This window comes from Streptomyces sp. R818 (assembly GCF_056172735.1).
On the sequence record NZ_JAOCNE010000013.1, the window covers coordinates 105,793 to 127,881 of the forward strand.

The 22,089-nt window shown below is 73.5% G+C and carries 19 protein-coding genes and 2 pseudogenes; 9 read left to right on the top strand and 12 right to left on the bottom strand.

The features are described from left to right. The 7 genes from N5I75_RS29900 to N5I75_RS29930 all read right to left on the bottom strand — a co-directional run. On the bottom strand, positions 1 to 1,898 hold a 1,898-nt coding region (locus tag N5I75_RS29900), incomplete at its 3' end, for a helix-turn-helix domain-containing protein (RefSeq protein ID WP_476682530.1). 21 nt (positions 1,899 to 1,919) lie between these two features. After that, a complete protein-coding gene (locus N5I75_RS29905; protein ID WP_476682532.1) occupies positions 1,920 to 2,720 on the bottom strand; it encodes a 3-hydroxybutyrate dehydrogenase in 801 nt (266 codons plus the stop codon). Positions 2,721 to 2,820: 100 nt separating this feature from the next. Then, positions 2,821 to 3,336 carry a diaminobutyrate acetyltransferase gene (ectA, locus tag N5I75_RS29910; RefSeq protein ID WP_476682534.1) on the bottom strand — a complete coding sequence of 172 codons (516 nt, stop codon included), beginning with the start codon at positions 3,334 to 3,336 and terminating at the stop codon, positions 2,821 to 2,823. A 6-nt stretch (positions 3,337 to 3,342) separates the two neighbouring features. Further along, positions 3,343 to 3,822, bottom strand: coding sequence for an NUDIX hydrolase (locus tag N5I75_RS29915; RefSeq protein ID WP_476682536.1), 480 nt, complete (start codon positions 3,820 to 3,822; stop codon positions 3,343 to 3,345). Positions 3,823 to 3,857: 35 nt separating this feature from the next. Beyond that, positions 3,858 to 5,465 carry an apolipoprotein N-acyltransferase gene (gene lnt, locus N5I75_RS29920; RefSeq protein ID WP_476682538.1) on the bottom strand — a complete coding sequence of 536 codons (1,608 nt, stop codon included), beginning with the start codon at positions 5,463 to 5,465 and terminating at the stop codon, positions 3,858 to 3,860. A gap of 58 nt (positions 5,466 to 5,523) precedes the next feature. Further along, the gene (locus N5I75_RS29925; RefSeq protein WP_476682540.1) at positions 5,524 to 6,099 is read right to left on the bottom strand and encodes a hypothetical protein; all 576 of its coding nucleotides are present in this window, start codon (positions 6,097 to 6,099) and stop codon (positions 5,524 to 5,526) included. A gap of 77 nt (positions 6,100 to 6,176) precedes the next feature. Further along, positions 6,177 to 6,962, bottom strand: a complete 786-nt coding sequence (locus tag N5I75_RS29930) for a glutamate racemase (protein WP_476682542.1) — start codon at positions 6,960 to 6,962, stop codon at positions 6,177 to 6,179. Positions 6,963 to 7,020: 58 nt separating this feature from the next. Between N5I75_RS29930 and N5I75_RS29935 the strand changes: the two genes are divergently transcribed. Continuing rightward, the gene (locus tag N5I75_RS29935; RefSeq protein ID WP_476682544.1) at positions 7,021 to 8,193 is read left to right on the top strand and encodes a glycosyltransferase; all 1,173 of its coding nucleotides are present in this window, start codon (positions 7,021 to 7,023) and stop codon (positions 8,191 to 8,193) included. Positions 8,194 to 8,199: 6 nt separating this feature from the next. Here the strand turns inward: N5I75_RS29935 and N5I75_RS29940 are convergent, their stop codons facing one another. Continuing rightward, positions 8,200 to 9,468, bottom strand: a complete 1,269-nt coding sequence (locus tag N5I75_RS29940) for a TerD family protein (RefSeq protein ID WP_476682546.1) — start codon at positions 9,466 to 9,468, stop codon at positions 8,200 to 8,202. 263 nt (positions 9,469 to 9,731) lie between these two features. Here N5I75_RS29940 and N5I75_RS29945 point away from each other — a divergent pair, with 263 nt between their 5' ends. The 4 genes and pseudogenes from N5I75_RS29945 to N5I75_RS29960 all read left to right on the top strand — a co-directional run bounded on the left by N5I75_RS29945 (position 9,732) and on the right by N5I75_RS29960 (position 14,314). Next, positions 9,732 to 10,184: a DUF6643 family protein gene (locus N5I75_RS29945; RefSeq protein ID WP_476682548.1), complete on the top strand. Its 453-nt coding sequence runs from the start codon at positions 9,732 to 9,734 to the stop codon at positions 10,182 to 10,184. Between the two features lie 56 nt (positions 10,185 to 10,240). Next, on the top strand, positions 10,241 to 11,062 hold the full coding sequence (locus N5I75_RS29950) for an MOSC domain-containing protein (RefSeq protein WP_476682550.1): 822 nt from the start codon (positions 10,241 to 10,243) through the stop codon (positions 11,060 to 11,062). A 102-nt stretch (positions 11,063 to 11,164) separates the two neighbouring features. Further along, entirely contained in the window at positions 11,165 to 11,770 is a 606-nt protein-coding gene (locus tag N5I75_RS29955; protein WP_476682552.1) for an Rv1733c family protein, read from the top strand. 127 nt (positions 11,771 to 11,897) lie between these two features. Beyond that, positions 11,898 to 14,314 (top strand): annotated as a pseudogene (locus N5I75_RS29960) (right-handed parallel beta-helix repeat-containing protein). On the opposite strand, the gene N5I75_RS29965 reads toward N5I75_RS29960, so the two are convergent. After that, positions 14,284 to 16,704 carry a hypothetical protein gene (locus tag N5I75_RS29965; RefSeq protein WP_476682554.1) on the bottom strand — a complete coding sequence of 807 codons (2,421 nt, stop codon included), beginning with the start codon at positions 16,702 to 16,704 and terminating at the stop codon, positions 14,284 to 14,286. The pseudogene N5I75_RS29960 and the gene N5I75_RS29965 overlap by 31 nt on opposite strands. Positions 16,705 to 16,941: 237 nt before the next feature. Between N5I75_RS29965 and N5I75_RS29970 the strand changes: the two genes are divergently transcribed. Then, positions 16,942 to 17,787, top strand: a complete 846-nt coding sequence (locus N5I75_RS29970) for a DeoR/GlpR family DNA-binding transcription regulator (protein ID WP_476682556.1) — start codon at positions 16,942 to 16,944, stop codon at positions 17,785 to 17,787. Positions 17,788 to 17,873: 86 nt separating this feature from the next. Then, positions 17,874 to 18,356, top strand: coding sequence for an SRPBCC family protein (locus N5I75_RS29975; protein WP_476682558.1), 483 nt, complete (start codon positions 17,874 to 17,876; stop codon positions 18,354 to 18,356). 36 nt (positions 18,357 to 18,392) lie between these two features. Here the strand turns inward: N5I75_RS29975 and cds1 are convergent, their stop codons facing one another. Beyond that, entirely contained in the window at positions 18,393 to 19,598 is a 1,206-nt protein-coding gene (cds1, locus tag N5I75_RS29980) for an L-cysteine desulfhydrase Cds1 (RefSeq protein ID WP_476682560.1), read from the bottom strand. Between the two features lie 319 nt (positions 19,599 to 19,917). On the opposite strand from cds1, the gene N5I75_RS29985 reads away from it, so the two are divergent. Beyond that, positions 19,918 to 20,232, top strand: coding sequence for a hypothetical protein (locus tag N5I75_RS29985; RefSeq protein ID WP_476682562.1), 315 nt, complete (start codon positions 19,918 to 19,920; stop codon positions 20,230 to 20,232). A gap of 226 nt (positions 20,233 to 20,458) precedes the next feature. Next, entirely contained in the window at positions 20,459 to 21,037 is a 579-nt protein-coding gene (locus tag N5I75_RS29990) for an ATP-binding protein (protein ID WP_476682564.1), read from the top strand. Positions 21,038 to 21,490: 453 nt separating this feature from the next. Here N5I75_RS29990 and N5I75_RS29995 read toward each other — a convergent pair. Next, a pseudogene (locus tag N5I75_RS29995) lies at positions 21,491 to 21,663 on the bottom strand (ABC transporter ATP-binding protein); the annotation flags it as partial. Then, positions 21,660 to 21,962, bottom strand: a complete 303-nt coding sequence (locus tag N5I75_RS30000) for an SHOCT domain-containing protein (protein WP_476682566.1) — start codon at positions 21,960 to 21,962, stop codon at positions 21,660 to 21,662. The pseudogene N5I75_RS29995 and the gene N5I75_RS30000, both read right to left, overlap by 4 nt. Positions 21,963 to 22,089 lie beyond the last annotated feature (127 nt).

The window sequence follows — 22,089 nt, forward strand, 5'->3', positions numbered from 1 at the left end:
TGCAGGCGCAGCGCCAGCTGGATCTCCAGGGCCCGCGCGGGCGCCTGCCAGTCGGCGCCGAGGAGCCGCCCGATCCGCTCCAGGCGCTGGGCGACGGTGTTGACGTGGACGTGCAGCGCGTCCTTCGTACGGGCCGGGCTCATGCCGGACGCGAAGTAGGCGTCGAGCGTGCGGACGAGGTCGGTCCCCCGGCGCTCGTCGTAGGTGACGACCTCGCCGATCGTGCGGGCGACGAAACCGCCGATGTCGCGGCTGTCGGCGAGCAGCAGCCCGAGGAAGCCGAAGTCCTCGGCCGCCGCGCCCTCGCCCGCCCGGCCGAGCAGGCGCAGCGCGTCGAGGCAGCGGCGGGCCTCGGCGTAGGCGCCGGTGGCGGCGTCGGCCCGGACGGCGAGGTCCGCGACGGGGGCGGAGGCGCCGACCGTGACCGGTTCGTGGATCGCCGCCGAAAGGCGCTTGGCGACGTGCGCGGCGATGTCGGAGGCCGTGGAGTCCGGGCGCAGCGGCAGGAGCAGGACCGTGCCGCCGTCGCGGGCCGCGGCCAGGCCCTGCCGGGTCGCCGCGAGGTGGTTGGCGGCCGACCACAGGCGGCGGCGCGTGGCGGCCTCCTGCTCGGCGTCGGCGCCGGCCGTCTCGGGACGGGCGGCGAGCACGACGTGCGCGGTGTCCAGGTCGGCGTGGAGCCGGGCGGCCCGCTCGCGCAGCAGGCGCGGATCGTGGTCGCGGGCGTCGAGCAGGTCGTCGAGCAGCTCACCTCGCACGCGCTGCTCGGCCTCGGCGGCGGAGCGGCGCGCCAGGAGCAGCAGGGACGTGACCATGGCGGCGCGCTCCAGGGTCCGCTGGTCGACGGGGTCGAGCCGTGCCTGGCCGCGCAGGACCAGGGCGCCGAGGAGTTCGCCTCCGGCGGCGACGGCCGCGACCCAGTCGGCGCCCCTGCGCACCGCGTGGCCCTCCGCGCGGGACGCCTCGACCGCCTCGCCGGGCGCGGTGTCCGCGTCGGTGAACTCGACCGTGCCGTCCAGGACTCGGGAGACGGCGGCGGCCACGTCGTGCACACCGCCGCCGCGCAGCACGAGTTCGGCGAGGCGGTCGTGGACGTCGGAGGCGCGCTCGATGACGCCGCTGCGGTCGCGGATGATCGCGTTGGCGCGCTCCAGTTCGCCGAGCGCCTCGCGGGTCTCGGTGAGCAGGTTCGCGGTGTCGATGGCCGCCGCGGCGAGCGCCGCGAAGGAGCCGAGCAGCGCGATCTCCTCGCGGGCGAAGACCCGGGCGCGGCGGTCGGCGGCGAAGAGCACGCCGATGACGTGCGGGCCCAGCATCAGCGGCACCCCGAGGATCGCGACGAGGCCCTCGTCGTGGACCCCGGCGTCGATGGTGCGGGTGTGCTGGAAGCGCACGTCCTGCCCGTAGTTGTCGGTGACGTACGGGCGTGCGGTCTGCGCGACGAGCCCGCCGAGCCCCTCCCCCATGCCGAGCCGCAGCTGCTGGAACCGCGCGGCGACGGAGCCCTCGGTCACGCGCATGTACGTGTCCCCGCGCGGCGGGTCGTTCAGCGTCAGGTACGCCACGTCGGTGCCGAGGAGCGAGCGGGCGCGCTGCACGATGGCCTGGAGGACCGCGTCGAGGTCGCGCAGTCCGGCGAGGTCGTGGGCGGTCTCGAACAGCGCGGACAGTTCGGCCTCGCGGCGCCTCCTGCCCTCCATCTCCTCGCGCACGCCGAGAGCGAGCCGCTTGGCACGCTCCAGGGCGGCTGTGCGCACGGGGTCGGCGCCCTCGGCGCGCGCGAGCAGCACCGGCTGTTCGTAGGCGTCGGCGGAGGCGCCCCTGGCGAGGAGTTCCAGGAACGGGGCCTCGGTGCCGGCGTGCTCGGCCCGCGCCTGGTGGGGTGGATGCTGCTCCATGCTCAACAGGATCACCCGTGCTCAGTGAGCGGTCCAGCCTCCGTCGAGGGTCAGCGACGCACCCGTCATGAACGACGCCTGCGGTGTGCACAGGTACGCGACCGCCTCGGCGACCTCCTCGGGTTCGATGAGCCGCTTGAGCGCGCTGTCCTGCAACAGCACCTCGCTCACCACCCGCTCCTCGTCGATCCCGTGGGCGGCGGCCTGGTCGGCGATCTGCTTCTCGACGAGCGGGGTGCGCACGTAGGCCGGATTGACGCAGTTCGACGTCACCCCGTGCGGGGCGCCTTCGAGCGCCGCCGTCTTGGAGAGCCCTTCGAGGCCGTGCTTCGCCGCGACGTACGCCGATTTGTACGCGGAGGCGCGCAGGCCGTGCACCGACGACACGTTGACGATGCGGCCCCAGCCCTGCTCGTACATGTGCGGCAGTGCGCCCCTGATCAGCCGGAACGGGGCCTCCAGCATCACCGTCAGGACCGTGTGGAAGACCTCGGGCGGGAACTGCTCGATGGGGCGCACCAGTTGGAGCCCCGCGTTGTTGACGAGGACGTCGACGCCACCCGCCGCCGCGGCCTCGGCGGCGTCGAGGTCGGTCAGGTCGAGGACGTACGGTTCGACGCCGTCGGTCTGCTCGGCCAGCGCGTCGAGCCCTTCCCGGTCCAGGTCGACCGCTCTGACCTTGGCGCCCGCGGCGGCGAGCCGGAGGGCGCAGGCCCGGCCGATGCCGCCGGCGGCGCCGGTGACGAGCGCGGTGCGTCCGCCGAGGTCGAGCGGTGCGGCCTGGGCGAAGGGGGCGGCGGCGAGAGGGGTGCTCGGGGTCATGCTCCGCACCCTAGGCAGCGAGCGGACGCCTCCCGATGTGGCCGGCACCCATACTTCGGCGCCCGCTCATGGTCCCTGGGCACCCTCGACGGGCGCCCGCTCATGATCCCTGCGCACCCCGGGCCGCCGGGCCGAGCGGTCCGATGCGGAACAGCACCTCCGGCCCGTGGCCCGTGCCCGGGAAGTCCTCCGGGCCCCACAGCGGGGTGCGGACCAGCCCGGCGTGACGGTCGCGGGCGAACGCGGACAGCCAGCGCTCGGAGGCGCGGTTGCCCGGGGCGACCGTGGCCTCCACGTGGCGGAACCGGTCGTCCGCGAGGAAGTCCAGCATCCGGCGGGCGAGCCCGCGCCCCCGGGAAGCGGCGTCCACCGCGGTCTGCCAGAGGAAGAGCGTGTCCGGCGCCTCGGGCCGCGCGAACCCCGCGATGTAGCCGCAGACACCGGCGTCCGTCCGCGCCACCGCCGAGGTGGCGGCGAAGTCGCGGCACCAGAGCACGTAGAAATAGGGTGAGTTGACGTCGAGACCGGGCGCGTCTCGGGCCACCCGCCACAGATCAGGGCCGTCCGTCGGCAGCGGCCGTCCGACCCTCACCCCGGAGCCGTCGGGCAAGGCCACGGCGGCTCACCTCTCCCCGATGCCCTCGAACCAGGTGGGCCCGGACTCGGTGGCCAGTTTGATCCGGTGCAGCTCGAACGTGTTGAGGCGCGGCAGGGCGTCCAGGGCGAACCAGTCGACCTCGAGCGACTCGTCGTCGTTGACCCGGCAGTCGGTGGTCGTGGCGCGGCACAGGAAGGTGATGTCCATGTACTGGCACTGGTCGCCGTTGTCGTACGTGATCGGGTCGAGCGCCTGGACGAGCAGGACGCGCTCGGCGACGCACTCCACGCCGGTCTCCTCCTCCACCTCGCGCGTCGCGACGCGCGCCGGCTGCTCGCCCGGCTCGGCGATCCCGCCCGGCAGGCCCCACCGGCCGTTGTCGCTGCGGCGGTGCAGGAGCACACGCTGCTCGTCGTCGAGGACGACGGCGGTGACGCCCGGCAGGTAGAGCAGCTGGTGTCCTGCGCTGGCCCGAAGGGTGCGGATGAACTCTGGAGTCGCCATGCCCCCGACCCTAACCGTACGGGCGAAGGGCCTGCTCAGTCCCGTACGCGCCGTTCCTTGCGGCCCCGCGCGAAGGCCCCGGCGAGGCCCCCGGCGCCGAGCAGGACCAGGAGCGCCTCGGGCCAGGCGCCCACGCGCGTGGCGAGCGTCTGCGAGGTGCGCTTCGGCACGTCGGCGATCAGCGTGTCCGCCTCGAACATGCCGGTGTGCTGGGCCACGGACCCGTCGGGCCGGATGACGGCGCTGATGCCGCTCGTCACCGGGACCATCACGGCCCGGCCGTGCTCCACGGCCCGCACCCGGTCCATGGCGAGCTGCTGGTAGGTCATCTGGCTGCGCTCGAACGTGGCGTTGTTGCTCGGCACGGACAGGATCTGCGCGCCCTCGCGGACCTGGTCGCGCACGACGTCGTCGAAGGCGGCCTCGTAACAGGTCACGTTGCCGATCTTCGTGCCCGCCATGTCGAAGGCGACGGCCTTGTCGCCCGGCACGAACTCGCCAGCGCGGTCGACGTCCTTGCTGAAGATCCGGAAGAAGCCGCGGTACGGCATGTACTCGCCGAACGGCTGCAGGTGCCGCTTGTCGTAGACCGCGCCGGGCCCGGTCTTGGGGTCCCACAGGATCAGCCGGTTGCGCTCCGTGCCGTCCTTCGCGGTGACGACGGCGCCGACCGAGATCGGCGCGCCGACGGCCCGCGCGGCCTTGCTGATCTCGTCGTACGCGTCCTGGTTGACGTACGGGTCGATGTCGGAGGAGTTCTCCGGCCACAGGACCAGGTCGGGCCGGGTCACCGCACCCGAGTTGATCTTCGCGGCGAGCTTCATCGTCTCGCGTACGTGGTAGTCGAGGACGGCCCGGCGCTGGGCGTTGAAGTCGAGGCCCATCCGCGGCACGTTGCCCTGGATGAGCGCCACGCGCGCGGTGCCGGCCTCGGCGGCGGTGGCCACGAAGGGCGCGGTCGCGGCTCCGGCGACCACGGGGGCGACAGTGAGCACCGCGGCGACGACGGCCGCACGGTCGCGTACGAGGCTGCCCGCGGTGCCGGACCGGCGCGAGGAGAGGACGCGGAGCGCCAGCGCGGCGAGGCCGAAGCCGCACAGCACCACGGCGAAGCCGAGCAGCGGAGTCCCGCCGAGCGAGGCGAGCGGCAGGAACACGCCGCTGGGCTGCCCGAAGGCGACCTTGCCCCAGGGGAAGCCGCCGAACGGGAAGCGGGCGCGCAGCGCCTCGTCCGCGATCCAGACGCCGGCCGCCCACAGCGGCCACAGCGGGAGCCGCGACACGTACGCGACGCCGAGTCCGGCGACGGAGACGAGCAGCGCCTCGGCTGCGGCGAGCGCCAGCCACGGCAGCGGGCCGACGTCGACGCCGGTCCACGACAGGAGCGGCACCATGTAGGCCAGGCCGAAGACGAGGCCGAGGCCGAAGCCCGCGCGCAGCCGCCGCCCGTGCACGGCGAGCCCGAACAGGGCGAACGACAGGGGTGCCAGCCACGGCAGCTCGCGCGGGGGGAAGCTCGCCCAGAGCAGCAGTCCGGCGGCCGCCGTCAGGCCGACGGGCACGAGGCGTCGCAGGCGGGAGGGGTGAGCGGGCGGTGCGGCGGGCTCGTCCGAGGAGGCGACGGGCGGTGCGGTGGCGGTCACCCGGGGAGTGTACGGCGCTCCACTGTCAACGGGACATGCCGGCCGGGCGGGCCCCGGGTCAGAGCGCCGGGCCCGTGGCCTTCGGCTTGGGGCGCGGGGTCAGGCGGGTGCGGATGTGGCGGACGGCGCTCTCCGCGTCGTCCACGGTCACCGTGAACTTGCGGCCGTCTCCGAGGATGAGCACGAGCCCCTCGCCACGGCGCACCACGACGGCCGTGCCGATCTCGGGGCGCCAGCGGTAGCCCCAGCCGCCCCACTGCCGGGGCGTGACGCTCGGCGCGAAGTCCGCGTCGACGACATGGGCGAGCGGGATCTTGCGGCGCGGCAGCCCGACGTGGCCGCAGCGCACCTCCAGGTGGTCCTTGTCGACCTTCACGGCGACGTGGAGGAAGGCGAGGGTGCCGAAGAGGATGAGCAGTCCGGCGGCGATGAGTCCGACCACCGACATCGCCAGGGCGAGGATGCCCGTGGCCCACGAGCTGACCACGGCCAGCTCGATGCCGAGCGCGAGGCAGGCGAACCCGCCCAGTGCCAGGAGCCACTGCACGCGGTTGCGTGCGCGGCCGGTCCAGATCTCGCTCCCGTGGGCGGAAGTGCGTCGCCCGGGGTGCTTGTCGGCGGCGTTTTCCCTCATGCACACGAGCGTACTCATGTTCCGGGGCGAAGGCACCAGATCGCGGAGCGTGAGCACTCCGGTTGCGGGCGCGCCGCTCAGCCGACCTGGCTGACGGCCTGCAACGACCGCCCCTCGGCGTACGTGAGGGCGGCTTCCGGGAGTGTCTCCGTACGGCCACTGAGGATGACGGTGAGTGACCCGCGGGCCTCCGGGTCCGCGGCGGGCCGCTCGCCGATGCGGCGCAGCGCCTGCGCGGCGACGGCACCGGCGCTGCCGAACAGGGCGAGCGGGGCGGCGCCCGGCCGCTGCACGGCGGCGCGGATGCGCTCGGCGACCAGTTCGTAGTGGGTGCAGCCGAGGACGACGGCCTTGACGTCGGGCGGGGTGAGCGCGGCGGCGGCCGCGACGGCACGGTCGATGCCGTCCTCGTCGGCCCACTGGACCGCGTCGGCGAGCCCGGGGCAGGGCACCTCGGTGACCTCGACACCGGCCGCGAAGTCGCGGATGAGGCCGCGCTGGTAGGGGCTGCCGGTGGTGGCGGGCGTCGCCCAGATGGCGATCGGGCCGCCGCCGGTCGCCGCGGGCTTGATCGCGGGGACGGTGCCGATGACGGGGATCGCCGGTTCGAGCGCGGCGCGGACGGCGGGCAGGGCGTGCACGCTCGCCGTGTTGCAGGCGATGATCAGCGCGTCGGGCCGGTGCGCGGCGGCGGCCTCGCAGGCGGCGAGCGCGCGCCGCGTGACGTCCTCGGGGGTGCGCGGACCCCACGGCATGCTGTCGGGGTCGGAGGAGAGCACGAGATCGGCGTCGGGCCGCAGGTTCCGTACCGCCACGGCCGCGGCGAGCAGGCCGATTCCCGAGTCCATGAGCGCGATCTTCACCCGGAAACCATAGACGATGGGTCCGACAGGACGCCGTGGGTGGGGCAGACTGCGACGGATGGACGTCGTTGTCTGGATCACCGCGGCCTCGCTCGCCGCATGGCTGTGGCTGCTGCTCTGCCAGGGCTTCTTCTGGCGGACCGACCTGCGCCTCCCGCCCGCCCAGGACCCCGCGCACTGGCCGGACGTGTGCGTCGTCGTCCCGGCCCGCGACGAGGCGGAGGTCCTGCCGGACAGCCTGCCCTCGCTGCTCGCGCAGGACTATCCCGGGCGGGCCGAGATCTTCCTCGTCGACGACGGCAGCAGCGACGGTACGGACGAGGTGGCACGGGTCCTCGCCGCGCGCCACGGCGGACTGCCGCTGACGGTCTGCTCCCCCGGCGAGCCGCCCGCGGGCTGGACGGGCAAGCTCTGGGCGGTCCGGCACGGCATCGCCCTGGCACGCGCGCGTGGCCCGGAGTTCCTGCTGCTGACCGACGCGGACATCGCGCACGAGCCGGACAGCCTGCGCGGCCTGGTGGCAGCGGCGCACACGGGCGGCTTCGACCTGGTGTCGCAGATGGCGCGGCTGCGGGTGGCGAGCGCCTGGGAGCGGCTCGTGGTCCCCGCGTTCGTCTACTTCTTCGCGCAGCTCTACCCGTTCCGGCGCATCGCGCAGAGGGGCTCGCGCACGGCCGCCGCCGCGGGCGGCTGTGTGCTGCTGCGGACGGCGGCGGCGGAGCGGGCCCGCATCCCGGACGCCATCCGCCAGGCGGTCATCGACGACGTGTCGCTCGCGCGCGCGGTGAAGCGCTCCGGCGGCCACATCTGGCTGGGTCTCGCCGAGCGCGTCGACAGCGTGCGGCCCTATCCGCGCCTGGCGGACCTGTGGCGGATGGTGTCGCGCAGCGCGTACGCCCAACTGCGCCACAACCCGCTGGTCCTGCTCGGCACGGTCCTCGGCCTCGCCCTGGTCTACCTCGTTCCCCCCGTCGCCCTCGGTACGGGCCTGGTCGCGGGCAGCGCGCCGACCGCGCTGCTCGGGGCGTCGGCATGGGCGGTGATGACGGGGACGTACCTGCCGATGCTCCGCTACTACCGCCAGCCCTGGTGGCTCGCCCCGCTGCTGCCCTTCACCGCGTTCCTGTACCTCCTGATGACGGTGGACTCGGCGGTGCAGCACTATCGCGGCCGGGGCGCGGCCTGGAAGGGCCGTACGTACGCCCGCCCCGACGCGGCGCCCGAGCAGTGATCAGCGCTACTTGCGGCCCGGTGTCCAGTTCATGCCCCACCCGTAGACCTGGTCGACGGTGCGCTGCGGGCTGACGCCGCGCTCGGGGACGAGGTAGCGGGCCTCGCGCTGGACGGTCAGGTCGCCGCCGTTGTTGGTGAGGAGCGCGAGGGCGCACACGGTGGAGGGCACGGTGCACTCGTCGAGCGAAAAGTCGACGGGTGCCCCGTTGAGGGGGTGCAGCGTCACGGTCGCGTGCAGGTCGGCGAAGCTCCGGGCGCCCTCGTAGATGGTCACGAAGATGAGGATGCGGCGGAACGCGTCCGTGTGGTCGAGGTTGACGCTCAGGTTCTCGCCGGTGGCGACGGACCCGCTGCGGTCGTCGCCGTCGAGGTGGATGTACGGGGGCTGGTGCAGCGAGCCGAACGCGTTGCCCAGGGCCTGGACGACCCCCTTGCGGCCGTCGGCGAGTTCGAAGAGGGCGCACAGGTCGAGGTCGAGGTCCCGGTGCAGGGCGGTGGCCCGGCCGCGCTTGCTCCCCCAGCCGCTGAACTGCTTGCGCACCTCCCAGTTGAGGTTGACGCGCATCGTGCCCGAGGTGCCGCCCTGCCTCGCCAGGGAGACGGTGGGCGACGCCTTGGTGAGCGTGACCTTGGTGAGCCGTACGGGCTCGGGGGCGGGCGGGGCCGCGGGCGCGGGCGGCGCGTTGACGGGAGGCGCGGGGGCGGCGACCGGAGCCGGCTGGGCCGCGGGCGCGGGCGGCGCCGCGTGCTGCGGCTCGTCCACGCTGATCCCGTAGTCCATGGCCAGCCCTTCCAGGCCGCTGTCGTAGCCCTGGCCGACCGCGCGGAACTTCCAGGCGCCCTGGCGCCGGTACAGCTCGCCGAGCACGAACGCGGTCTCCACCGTGGCCTCGGCGTCGAAGCGGGCGAGCTCGGTGCCGGCGGCCGCGTCGAGGATCCGGATGAAGAGGCCCGGCACCCGGCCGAAGGTGCCGCCGTCCGCGGACGCGGCGAGGACGATCCGTTCGATGTCCGCCTCCACGCGCGCGAGGTCGACGGACAGGGTGTCCGTGACGGCGCCGCCCGTCGTCTTCTTGCCCTCGTGCCGGACCGCGCCCGAGGCGTGCGCGGGCTGGTTGTAGAAGACGAAGTCGGCGTCGGAGCGCACCTTTCCGGCGACGAGGAGGAGCGCCGAGGCGTCGGCGTCGGGGACACCGGGGCCGGAACGCCATCCCAATTCGACGCGCACGGCCGGGGCCGGCACGGCGACATTCGAACCTTTGGCCATTGTCATGTCTGCCCCCAAAACGAGATCCCGGGATTCCCCCGCCAACCTATTCCCCGACCCGGACAAGGACCCCGCAAGCGCGTGTGAAGATCACCGTCGAACCCGTCGGTAACGTGTCAGGAACGCGGCATTTACACGATCCTGACGTCCCGTGGCGACCGTTTTTGCCAAGTTCGCTCACATTGAGTACGTGCGGTCACGCCCGACACGCAAAAGAACCCTCTTATCGGTCTCCCCAACGACCACATCGTGGGCTTAACTTATGTGTCATGACCTCCCCCCGCTCCACCTATGGCGGCGGTTACTACTCCGCGCCGTCCTTCCCGGACACTCCGATCTACGACTCCCTCGTCGCAGAACGGGGCACCCCCCAGATCGCCCCGATCCGGGTCCCCTCCGCGTACGACACCGGTAGTCATCTGCCCGCGCTGCCGGCCGCACTGCCCGCACTGCCGTCCGCCCCGTCGCCGCAGTACGGCTACGCGCCGCAGCAGCAGCACGCCCCGATGCAGCCGGCGATGCAGCCCGCGATGCACTCGGCGCCGACCGCGTACATCCCGCAGCAGGCGGCAGGACCGCGCGGCTATCCGGGTCCGCAGGCCCAGCCGCAGCGCCCCGCGCCCGGCACCGGCTACGAGGCGATGCGCCCGGCCGCGCCCCGGCCCGCCCCGGCCCCGTACGAGGATCCGTACAACAACCGCCAGCAGTACCGCGGTTACTGAGACGCCGAAACCTCGCTGCGCGGGGGGCTGTCACTGCCTGGTGGCAGGATGGCCCCATGTCGCAACCTGTGCTCAGTTCGATCCATGTGTACCCGCTGAAGGCGGTTCGGGGGCACGCGCCGCGTGAGGCGGTCGTGGAACCGTGGGGGCTCGCGGGGGACCGCCGCTGGGTGCTGATCGACGCCGAGCAGAAGGCCGTCACCCAGCGCCAGTACCCGCGGCTCGCGCTGGCCGCCGCCGAGCGTCTGCCCGGCGGCGTGCGGCTGTCCGCGCCCGGTATGGAGCCGCTCACCGTCGAAGTGCCGGACTCCGCGGCCCTGACGCCGTTCCAGCTCTGGAAGGACAAGGTCGAGGCGGTGCCCGCCGACCCGCGCGCGCACGCGTGGTGGAGCGCCTACCTGGAGTGCGACATACGGATGCTGCACCTGGACGACCCGGCGACCAGGCGGCCGATCGATCCGCAGTACGCCCGGCCCGGCGAGACCGTCAGCTTCGCCGACGGCTACCCGCTGCTGGTGACCACCCTCTCCTCCCTCGACGCCCTCAACTCGCTGATCGCGCAGGGCGACCACGCCGACGAGGGCCCGCTGCCCATGAACCGGTTCCGGCCAAGTGTGGTCGTCGCCGGGACGGCTCCCTGGGCCGAGGACGACTGGACCCGCATCGCCGTCGGCGAGGCCACCTTCCGCATCACCAAGAAGTGCGGCCGCTGCGTGGTGACCACCACGGACCAGGACACGGCCGAGCGCGGCAAGGAGCCGCTGCGCACCCTCGCCCGCCACCGCCGCTTCGGTGACCAGCTGTGTTTCGGGACGAACGTGGTGCCCGAGACGCTCGGCACGGTGCGGGTGGGAGATCCGGTCACCGTGCTCGAATAACCGTCACCCGGTGGGGGAACCCGGAGGCCCGGCATGCTCGTTGAAGGACAATGGCAGCCTGGTAGTTCGGGGGCAGGACGGGTACGGAAGGGGGTGCAGTCCGTGCGAGCGATCACCGGCCTCTGGCGCTGGCGCCGCAATCCGCTGTGCCGCAGGACAGACCTGGCCGAGGCCTGGGTCGCACTGGTCGCGCTGGTCCTCATGGCGGTGGCCGCACCCGTCACCGGCGCCGTCGCGGGGACACTCTCGCGCGACGCCCTGTACCGCTCGGTCCAGAAGCAGCACGCCCAGCGCCACGAGGTCACGGCCACGGTGGTGCAGAAGCTGGCGCAGCCGCCGCTCGACCCCGACCCGGAGACCTCCACCGCGCGGGACGCGCACAGCCGCGTCCTCGCCACCTGGAGAGCGCCGGACGGCTCCCACCACCGTGACCGCGTCATCGCCGCACTGCGCTCCCCGCACGTGGGCGACACCTTCCCGCTGTGGATCGACGGCACGGGCCACGTCGTGGGCCGCCCGCTCGACCGGGCCACGGCCGCCACGCACGCGGTGCTCGCGGGGATCGGCACGGCCGCCGCCCTCATCGGCCTCGTGGAGGGCGCCCGCCGCCTCGTCGTCTGGCGCATGGTCCGCCGCCGGTACGCGCGCCTGGACCGCGCCTGGGACATCGCGGGCCCCGACTGGGGCCGCACGGGCACGGGCAGCTGACAGGGTTCGGCTCCGGTCGGTCCCCGAGGTCCGCGCACGCTACGGTGGACCCACCTTTCGCAGGACACGCGCCGGGCAGGGCGCGAAAACGACGCGCGGGACGACGAGGTGGGGGCAGATCAGCGCCATGGCACAGGGCACGGTCCAGGTGACGCACACCGGCACATCGCGGTGGCGGCGCCGCACGGGTGAGTACGCGTCGCTGGCCGCCGCCCTGGAAGCGGCCGGTGACGGCGACATACTGACCATCGCCCCCGGCACGTACAGAGAGAACCTCGTCGTCCAGCGCGCGGTGACGCTGCGCGGTCCGGACGGCTCCCCCGGCTCGGTGCGCATCGCGCCCGCCGACGGGGTGCCGCTGACGGTACGGGCCTCGGCGACGGTGCAGGACCTGCACATCGAGGGCCAGGACGCGGCGGCGCCCGCGCTCCTCGTCGAGGAAGGCGCCCCCGAACTCACCGACATACGCGTGGTCACCCGCTCCGCCTCCGGGATCGAGGTGCGCGGCGGCGCCCGTCCGACCGTGCGGCGCTGCACCGTCGACAACCCCGCGGGCATCGGCATCGCCGTCCTGGACGGCGGGGGCGGCGTCTTCGAGGAGTGCGAGGTCGTCGCCGCCGGGCAGGCCGGGGTCGCCGTCCGCGGGGGCGCGCACCCGCGCCTGGAGCGCTGCCGGGTGCACCACACCTCGGGCTCAGGACTCTCGGCCACCGGCGAGCACAGCGGCCTGGAGGCCGTCGGCTGCGAGGTGTACGAGGTCAAGGGCTCGGGCGTACAGGTCACGGGCCGGGCCGCGGCCCACCTCACCGACTGCGACGTGCACCGCACCACGGCCGACGGCGTCACGCTCGACACCGACGCGGTCCTCACCCTCGCCGACTGCCGCATCCACGACATCCCCGAGAACGCGATCGACCTGCGCTCCCGTTCCGTGCTCACCCTCACCCGCTCCACCGTGCGCCAGTTCGGGCGCAACGGCCTGTCGGTGTGGGACCCCGGCACGCGCGTGGACGCCAACCAGTGCGAGATCCACGACAGTACGGGCGACTACCCGGCGGTGTGGGTGAGCGACGGCGCGACCGCCGTGCTCGACGCGTGCCGGGTGCACGACGTGCCGGACGCCCTGTTCGTGCTCGACCGCGGCTCCCGCGTCGACGTCGTCGACAGCGACCTCTTCCAGGTGCGCAACACGGCCGTGTCGGTGAGCGACGGGGCGACCGCGCAGCTCGACGACTGCCGCATCCGCGAGGCCGCGACCGGCGCCTGGTTCCGCGACCACGGCAGCGGCGGCACCCTCGCCAACTGCACGGTCGACGCGGTGCAGACCGGCGTCATCGTCACCAAGGGCGCCGACCCGACGATCGAGCGCTGCACGATCACCTCCCCCGCCGAGGCGGGCTTCTACGTCTCCGCGGGCGGGCGGGGCAGCCTCACGGGGTGCCGCGTCACGGGCAGCGGCGGCTACGGCTTCCACATCATCGACGGCTGCCGCACGACGCTGAAGAGGTGCCGTACGGAGCGGTGCGCGCGCGGCGGCTACGAGTTCGCCGAGGACGGCCCGCTCGTCGAGGAGTGCACCAGCGACGAGAGCGGCGGTGTCCGCCCCGGCGCGTCCGCGACGCCCCCTCCGGTCACGGAGTCGGCCGTGCAGACCGTCACGCAGACGGTCGGGCTGCTCGGCACCGTGCCCGACCAGCGGCCCACCGCGCCCGCGCAGGAGGCGCCGAAGCCGGCCCGTACGTCGAAGGACGTGCTGAGCGAACTCGACGCGCTGGTGGGCCTGGAGGACGTCAAGCGCGAGGTGCGGGCGCTCACCGACATGATCGAGGTGGGGCGCAGGCGCCAGGAGGCCGGGCTCAAGGCGGCCTCCGTCCGCCGCCACCTGGTCTTCACCGGCTCCCCCGGCACCGGCAAGACGACCGTGGCCCGCCTGTACGGCGAGATCCTCGCCGGGCTCGGCGTCCTTGAGCAGGGCCATCTCGTCGAGGTGTCCCGTGTCGACCTGGTCGGCGAGCACATCGGGTCGACGGCGATCCGCACCCAGGAGGCGTTCCAGCGGGCGCACGGCGGCGTGCTGTTCATCGACGAGGCGTACGCCCTCTCCCCGAGGACTCCGGGCGCGACTTCGGCCGCGAGGCGATCGACACGCTCGTGAAGCTCATGGAGGACCAGCGGGACGCCGTCGTCGTCATCGTCGCGGGCTACACGGCGGAGATGGAGCGGTTCCTGTCGGTCAACCCCGGTGTCGCGTCCCGCTTCTCACGGACCATCACCTTCTCCGACTACGTGCCGGAGGAACTGCTGCGCATCGTGGAGCAGCAGGCCGAGGAGCACGAGTACCGGCTCGCCGCCGGGACGCCGGAAGCACTGCTCAAGTACTTCACGGCGCTCCCGAAGGGCCCGGCGTTCGGCAACGGCCGCACCGCGCGGCAGACGTTCGAGTCGATGGTGGAGCGGCACGCGGGCCGGGTCGCGCAGGTCGACGCGCCGAGCACCGACGACCTGACACTGCTCTACCCGGACGACCTGCCCGAGCTGCCCTGAACCCCGGTCGCGGTCTCAGTCTCAGTATCGGCGTCGGGCCGCTGGTGCGGGACGCCCGCCGTGAGGCGCGCGAGCAGCCGCTTGCGCTCCTCGGCGAAGACCGGGTCGGCCTGGTAGTCGCTGTGGCCGAGGATCGGTGCGGGCAGCGGGTGCTGCTCGGTGCGGCCGTAGGCGAGCGGGTCGAGGAGCGCCGGGTGGTCGACCACGGGACCGCACTTGCCGGGCAGGTTGACCGGGCCGCCGATGGGGTCGGTCCCGCGGTGCAGGTTGCGCCAGCAGTCGACCTGCCGGTGCAGGGAGGCCAGGGCGGCGGGGCCGAAGTGCGCCGGGAACCAGCGCCCGTACAGCCGCTCGATCGGTGAGCCGTAGGTGAGGAGGCCGACGCGTTTGCGCACGGCGGGGTGCAGTTGCCAGGCGGCCGCCGCGGCGAGGACGCTGCCTTGCGAGTGGCCCGACAGGATGAGACGGCCGCCCGTGGTGCGTGTCCAGGTGGCCATGCGCCAAGTCAGGTCGGGGACAGCGCGCTCCGCGTAACAAGGCGGTGCGAACGGGTGTGCGGCGCGCGGCCAGAAGGTGCCGACGTCCCAGAGGATGCCGATGGTGCGGCGCGCGGAGGGGTCCTTGTAGGCGCGGCGGCCCCAGGTGACGAAGAGTATGAACCCGGCACCGATGAGCCAGGAGCCGAGCGCCTGCGCGGTGTCGGCGGCGCCCTGGACGATCGGGTACGAGCCTTCGGCGGCGACTCCGGGCACCTCGCCCGTGGCCCAGGCGCCGGCGACGGCGAGGACGCCGAGGAGCAGCGTCACCGCCGAGACGACGCCGGCGATCAGGGGGGCCTTGTCGGTGAGGGCGGCACGCGCGCGCGTGCCCGCGATGCGCTCGGTGCGGGCCGCGTCGGTGACCTCACCGGGCTCGGTGCTCTCGTCGGGGCGGGCGTCGAGGTGGTAGTCCTCGGCGACCTTCGCCTTCTCGCGCTTCTTCACGCGCGCGGTGCGGACGGCGAGCGCGGCGCACAGCACGGCGAGGACGATCAGGAGCGGCGGGATGACGGACGCCTGCCAGGAGAGCAGGGCGGGCGGCCCGGCGATCAGGCCGCTGGTGCCGTCGAGCCAGTCGGCGACGCGTTGCGCGATGCCGCCGGTCATCACGCCGCCGAGCGCGCAGGCGAGCATCGCGGTCGCCGGGCCGCCGAGGCCCCGCAGGGCGGTACGTGGGTCGCGGGCCCTGCGGTAGATGACCTTCGCGACGACGGCGAGGGCCACCACCAGGGCGCCCTCGACCAGGGCGATGCCGCCGAAGACGGCGTCGCCGGGCAGGCGGCCCGAGGAGCGCCACTCGGGGCGCGACCAGGCCGCGTACACCATGCTGAGGGCGAGCAGGGCGAGGGCGGCGTACGGGAGGGCGCGGACGACCGCGCGGTCCAGGGCGATGTCCACGGTGTTCTCGCTGCGGCCGCGGTGGACGACGACGCCGACGACGGCGACCGCCCCGGCGAGCAGACCTCCGACGAGGACCCAGCCGAGGACGTCGAGGAGGGCGGGTCCGCCGGGCGCCCTGTCGTGGCGGGCGGCGGAAGTGCCGACGGCAGCGGCGACGGTCAGCAGCCCCGCGGCGGCGTGCGCGGCGCGCAGCCGGGCGACCAGGCGGCGCCCGTACCAGAAGCCGGGCTTGCCGAGGGCGGTGCTGCCGTCGCCGTTGTCGGGCTCGGGCTGGTGCGGGAGTGGGAGCTGGGACTCGTAGGCGCTCCAGGTGCGGTGCGAGAGGTACCACAGGAGGGCCGTCAGGGCGGTGGGGACGAGCGCGGCGAGGGCGAGGCGGCGGCCGGGCTGGCTCCACCAGCCGCCGTCGCCGTGCGCGTCCACGGAGAGGAAACCGAGCCAGGCGCGCTTGTCGCCGCAGGCCGCCGTGCCCGCGCACTGCCAGGCCGTCAGGTCGAGCGCGACCTCGCAGGCCGCGGCGACGAAGAGCACGGTGAGGGTGAGTCCGGCCAGGCGCACGAGCAGCCCGTACAGGCGCACGGCGCGCGACCTGCGCCGGGCGTTCGGGCGCATCCAGTGAGCCAGGTTCACGACCATGAAGGGCAGCAGCAACAGCCACAGGGCCCGTGATCCGTTGCCGGAGGTGAGGTTGCACCACACGTACGCCTCGGGCACCGGTTTGCCGCGGTAGTCCTCGGGGCGGCTCTCCGCGTCGACGTCCTCGGCGCGGCGGAACATCGCCGCCGTCTCGTCGCCCGCGACCCGGACCGTGCGCGGGTCGTCGAGCATCGCCTGGGGCGTGGTGCCGCCCACGCCGTGGACGAGCAGTTCGAGAGCGGTCTCGTCGGGCGCCGCAGTCCCGCCGGTGCCGTTGGTTCTGCCGTTGGTGTGGTTGTCGTTTCCGCGCGCCATGATGCGGGTCCCCCGTTCCTCGACACCAGCAGGATCCCCGTTCGACGCGCGCGTGCACCTTCTCCCTCACGGAATCTCCCCGATCGTTGCGGCACCGATGTGTGCGGCGCCCTCGCGAGGGGTGGTACGGCGGTGGTACGGCTGTCGGTGGCTCGTGCGAGGATTGCGACGCAGCAGGGCACACCGTGGGGCGACCCGCGTGCGAGGCGGGATTTCGGCGAAGGGAACCGACGGGACGTGAGCGAGAATCAGAACCTCCTCGCGGAGCAGCGCCGCTCCCTGATCCTCGACGAGGTCCGCCGCCGCGGCGGCGTCCGGGTCAACGAACTGACCAGGAAGCTCGGCGTCTCCGACATGACGGTCCGCCGTGACCTCGACGCGCTGGCCCGCCAGGGCGTCCTGGAGAAGGTGCACGGCGGCGCCGTCCCCGTCGTCGAGGCCAGCTCGCACGAGCCGGGGTTCGAGGCGAAGTCCGGGCTCGAGCTGACCGCCAAGGAGGACATCGCGCGCGCCGCGGCGTCGCTGGCAGCGCCCGGCACCGCGATCGCCCTGTCCGGGGGGACGACGACGTACGCGCTCGCGCAGCAGCTGCTCGACGTGCCGGACCTGACGGTGGTGACGAACTCGGTGCGGGTCGCCGACGTGTTCCATGTGGCGCAGCGCAGTTCCGGCACCCGGCAGGGGGCGGCGACCGTGGTCCTCACGGGCGGGGTGCGCACGCCGTCCGACTCGCTGGTCGGGCCCGTCGCCGACCAGGCCGTCGCGGCGCTCCACTTCGACGTGCTGTTCCTCGGCGTGCACGGCATAAGCCCGGAGGCCGGTCTTTCCACACCGAACCTCGCGGAGGCGGAGACCAACCGGCGGCTCGTGCAGTCCGCGCGGCGCGTGGTGGTCGTCGCCGACCACACCAAGTGGGGGACGGTGGGCCTGAGTTCGTTCGCCTCCCTCGACCAGGTGGACACGCTGGTGACGGACGCGGGGCTGCCGGTGGAGGCGCGGGCCGAGATCGGTGAGCATGTGCGGCTCGTCGTGGCCGGGGAGCCGGTGCCCTCCGGGGGCGGCGAGGGCGGTACAGACATCTGACGGGGCTGCGGCTAGGGTGACGGCGCTCGGCCGACTGCCCTTGTCCGTCTGCCCGTTGGGGCTTCCTGTCCGGAGGCTGAAGGTTCATGGCGCGCCAACTCCGCCCCGTCGGCCTCGACTTCGTCGAGACCGCTCCGCTCCGGTTCGTGTTCGCCCGTGAGGTGTCGGCCTCGCCCGAGGCGGTGTACCGGGCGCTCGCCGACGATGTGCCCGGGTGGCCGCAATGGTTCTCCGCGGTGACGTCCGCGCGGGTGCTCGACGGGGGCGCGCGGCGGGAGGTCCGGCTCAAGGGCGGGACACGGTTCCTGGAGACGGTTGTCGCGGCGGAGCCGTGTGCGGTGTACGCGTACCGGGTGGATCGGACGAATGCGCCTGGGGTGCGGGCTCTGCTCGAGGAGTGGCGGGTCGTGGGGGTACCCGGTGGGGCGCGGGTGCAATGGACTTTCGCGGCGGATGGGGCGGCTTTGTTCCGGGTGGGGCTGAAGGTGGGGCGGGCGGGGCTCGGGCGGGCCTTCCGTGACGCGGTCGGGGCGCTTGATGCTCGGCTGGCTTCGGCGCCCCGTGCCTGAGCTGAGGTCACGGGGCTCTGCCCCGGACCCCGCTCCTCAATCGCCGGAGGGGCTTGACAGGCCGGAGTGGCTTGAAATGCCGGTGGGGTCCGATGTCGGCCACTCGCCCGTCGACAGAAGCCGGTCGATCGTTCTCGCGTACGGGGCGATGTCCAGACCCTGGCGCTCCAGCCACTCGTCCGCGTAGTACTTGTCCAGGTAGCGGTCGCCCGGGTCGCAGAGGAGGGTGACCACGCTGCCCTTGCGGCCCTCCGCCACCATCTCCGCGACGATCTTGAGGGCGCTCCAGAGGCCGGTGCCGGTCGAGCCGCCCGCCTTGCGGCCGATGGCGCGTTCCAGGGCGCGGACGGCGGCGACGCTCGCCGCGTCGGGGACCTTCATCATGCGGTCGATGGCGCCGGGGACGAAGCTGGGCTCCATGCGGGGGCGGCCGATGCCCTCGATGCGGGAGCCGCAGTCGCTGGTGGCGTCGGGGTTGTCCGTCGTCCAGCCCTCGAAGAAGCAGGAGTTCTCGGGGTCGGCGACGCAGATGCGGGTGTCGTGCTGCATGTAGTGCACGTAGCGGGCCAGGGTCGCCGAGGTGCCGCCCGTGCCGGCCGTGGCCACGATCCAGGTGGGGCAGGGGTAGCGCTCCAGCTCCAGCTGGCGGTAGATGGACTCGGCGATGTTGTTGTTGCCGCGCCAGTCCGTCGCCCGTTCCGCGTAGGTGAACTGGTCCATGTAGTGCCCGCCGGTGCGGGCGGCGAGGGACGCCGACTCCTCGTACATCGTGCGCGGGTCGTCGACGAAGTGACAGCGGCCGCCGTGGAACTCGATCAGCCGACACTTTTCGGCGCTCGTCGTACGCGGCATCACCGCGATGAAGGGGACCCCGATCAGCTTCGCGAAGTACGCCTCGGAGACCGCCGTGGAGCCGCTGGACGCCTCGATGACCGGGCGGTCCGGCCGGATCCAGCCGTTGCACAGGCCGTAGAGGAAGAGCGAGCGGGCCAGGCGGTGCTTGAGGCTGCCGGTGGGGTGGGTCGACTCGTCCTTCAGATAGAGGTCGATGCCCCAGTGCTCGGGAAGCGGGAAGCGCAGCAGGTGGGTGTCGGCCGAGCGGTTGTTGTCGGCCTGGACCTTGCGGACGGCCTCTTTGAGCCATGTTCGGTATGCGGTGTCGGTGTGGTCGATGTCGAGCGTCGGCAGCGGCTCACCGGCCGTGCCGTCGCCTGCGGGACGATCCTGCTCTCCTGTGCTCACCGCGCGGCTCCTTCGCGTCGTTCCGCGCGTCGGCCGGGGCAGAACATGTCGGAGCGACGTGTCGGGCGAGCCGGTGCGGGTCCGGTCGGACGTGACCGGACGCCTCGATCATAGACACCTCTGGCACGCCTCTCACCTGCATAAACACCCCTTTGAGGGGCTCAAAGGCAGACCTGGCGACGGGGCGGGGCGACCGTGTGCGCTCGCGCATATACCGGATGCGTCTGCTGCTTCACACCGCGTCCACATGTGTACTGGTGCTCCTGGCCAGGTACGTGCAAACTGCACCGCACGAACGCACTCGAGGGGGCGAAACGGCATGGCGGAGCCGGAGTTCACGGCGACGGGCGTGCGGATCGGGCGGCGGCTGCGCTCGCTGACCCGGGCCGGGCAGATCCGGATCGCGGGCGGCAGGCTCGAACTGCTCACGAGTTACGGCAGTGAGATCGACAGCGCGCCCTTGCGTGAAGTCCGCGCGGGCAAACCCTGGTTCGGCCCGGACGACAGCGCCACGGCGGAGGTCGACGGGCGACGGTACCTGCTGCGGCTCGGCGGCCAGAGCGCGGAGGCCGGACCGCCGACGGCGCGCCGTTTCATCGAGGCGGTGCGCAGCGCCGCGGCCCGCACCACGTAGTCCTGACGCCCCTCCGTCGTTCGTTCGCCGCGTCGGGCGAGCGGGCGCCGGAGTTGCAGCGCCGCATCCCCTGGGTCACGCTGGTCACGCATCACTACTCAGGGTGTACCGGCGATGACGCTGCGAACCAGCCCGCCGGACACGTAGCGGGCGGTCCTGCCACAGCGTGATCGCACCGCTCGATCCGTACTCGTCTTCTTCCGGACTATTTCGGGGAGTCGCAGCCGTGATCAGCCAGCCGAGCAGGCATTGCACGGTGGAGCTCCAAGCCCTGCCGTCGCGGATCGGACAGGTCCGCAGAATCGTATCGGCGCAGTTGCGCTACTGGCATCTCGACCCATTGATCGACCTCGCGGAGCTCGGCATCACCGAGCTGCTCACCAATGTGCACCGGCATGTCGAGCCGGACAAGAACTGCACGGTCGAGATCGAACTGCGCAGGGAGCGGCTGACGCTCTCCGTGCACGACCACGACCCACGCCTTCCCAAGATACGAAACGACGACGCGGAGGCGGTGTGCGGTGACGCGGCGGCGTGCGACGGTCTTGACCCGGCGTACGACGACCTGGCCGCGCTGTCGACCTGCGGCCGCGGACTCGCGATGGTCGCGGCGGTCAGCGAGAGCTGGGGGGTGCGGCCGCACGGCGACGGCGGCAAGGTCGTCTGGTTCACCCTGCCCGCCCCGGCCCCGGCCAAGGCGCTGCCGCCGGCGCCGGTCCGCACCGCGGTGACCCCTCTCCTCACCGACACACCCGCACACCGCGTGACCCGCCACACTCCCGCCCGGTCGGCCGTCGCAGGCTGACCGGGCGGTGACACGTCGCTCCGCTGCGGGGCGGGAAGTGGGGCGGGCCGGGGTGAGGGTGCGGGGAGGAGCGCCCCGCACCCTCACCCCGCGCGCGCCCCGTGCCCCGTGCCCCGTGCCCCGTGCCCCGTGCCCCGTGCCCCGGCATCGTCCGGCGCCGCCCACTTGAGACGCGCCGCCACGCTCGCGCCTGCGGTGCCAGGACGAGGCGGCCCCCGGCGTCGGCGAGCGGCACCACACCTCGGCCGCGCAGCGATGAGCCCCCGCCACCGCCCCGGCGCACCGTCCCGACCAGCGGAGATCCGCGCCGGGGCGCGGCCTCACTCCGTCGCGATCGCCCGCAGCACATCCATCCGCCCCGCCCTCCGCGCAGGCCGGCCAGGGCGCCCGCTGTCAGGCCGACCAGGGCCACCACCTTTAGCCGTGCCGGTGGCAGGGTGAAGGCGAAGGCGCTGTCGGCTTGCCGGAGCCGGACGGCCCCATGATCGCGGTGAACCGCCCGGCGCGGAAGCCGACGCTCACGCCGTCGAGGGCGCGGACGGCGGTGTCGCCCGTCCCGTACACCTGACGGCGTTCCCGACGCGGGCGGCGGCCCGGGTGGCACTGGCGAGGGTGGCGGCGGTCATGCCGCGCCACCCTTGCCCGTCGCCGGGTGCCCGAACTCCTCGTTCAGGACGGACAGCCGGCGCCAGTACTCGTCCTCGTCGATCTCCCCGGCGGCGAAGCGGCGGCCGAGGACGGCGATCGGCGAGTCCGCGTCGACGCGCGGCGCCGGGGCCCGCCACGGTCCGCGCCTGCCGCGCCACACGGTGCGCCGCAGGAGAGCGACCGCGCCGACCACGACGGCCGCCCAGACGAGCGGGAAGAGAAGGATCCACGGGCCGGGGCCGCCGCCGGAGCCGCCGAAGTGCGCGAGTGTCTGCATCTGAACTCATCTCCCGGTGAGGTGCGTGCGTGACGAGTCGAGCGTCGCGCCGGGAGGGGGTCCGGGTCGTCGTACGGCCAGCGGCACTGCCTGTACCCCCACGGGAGTACGAGCGGCTGCGCGTTCT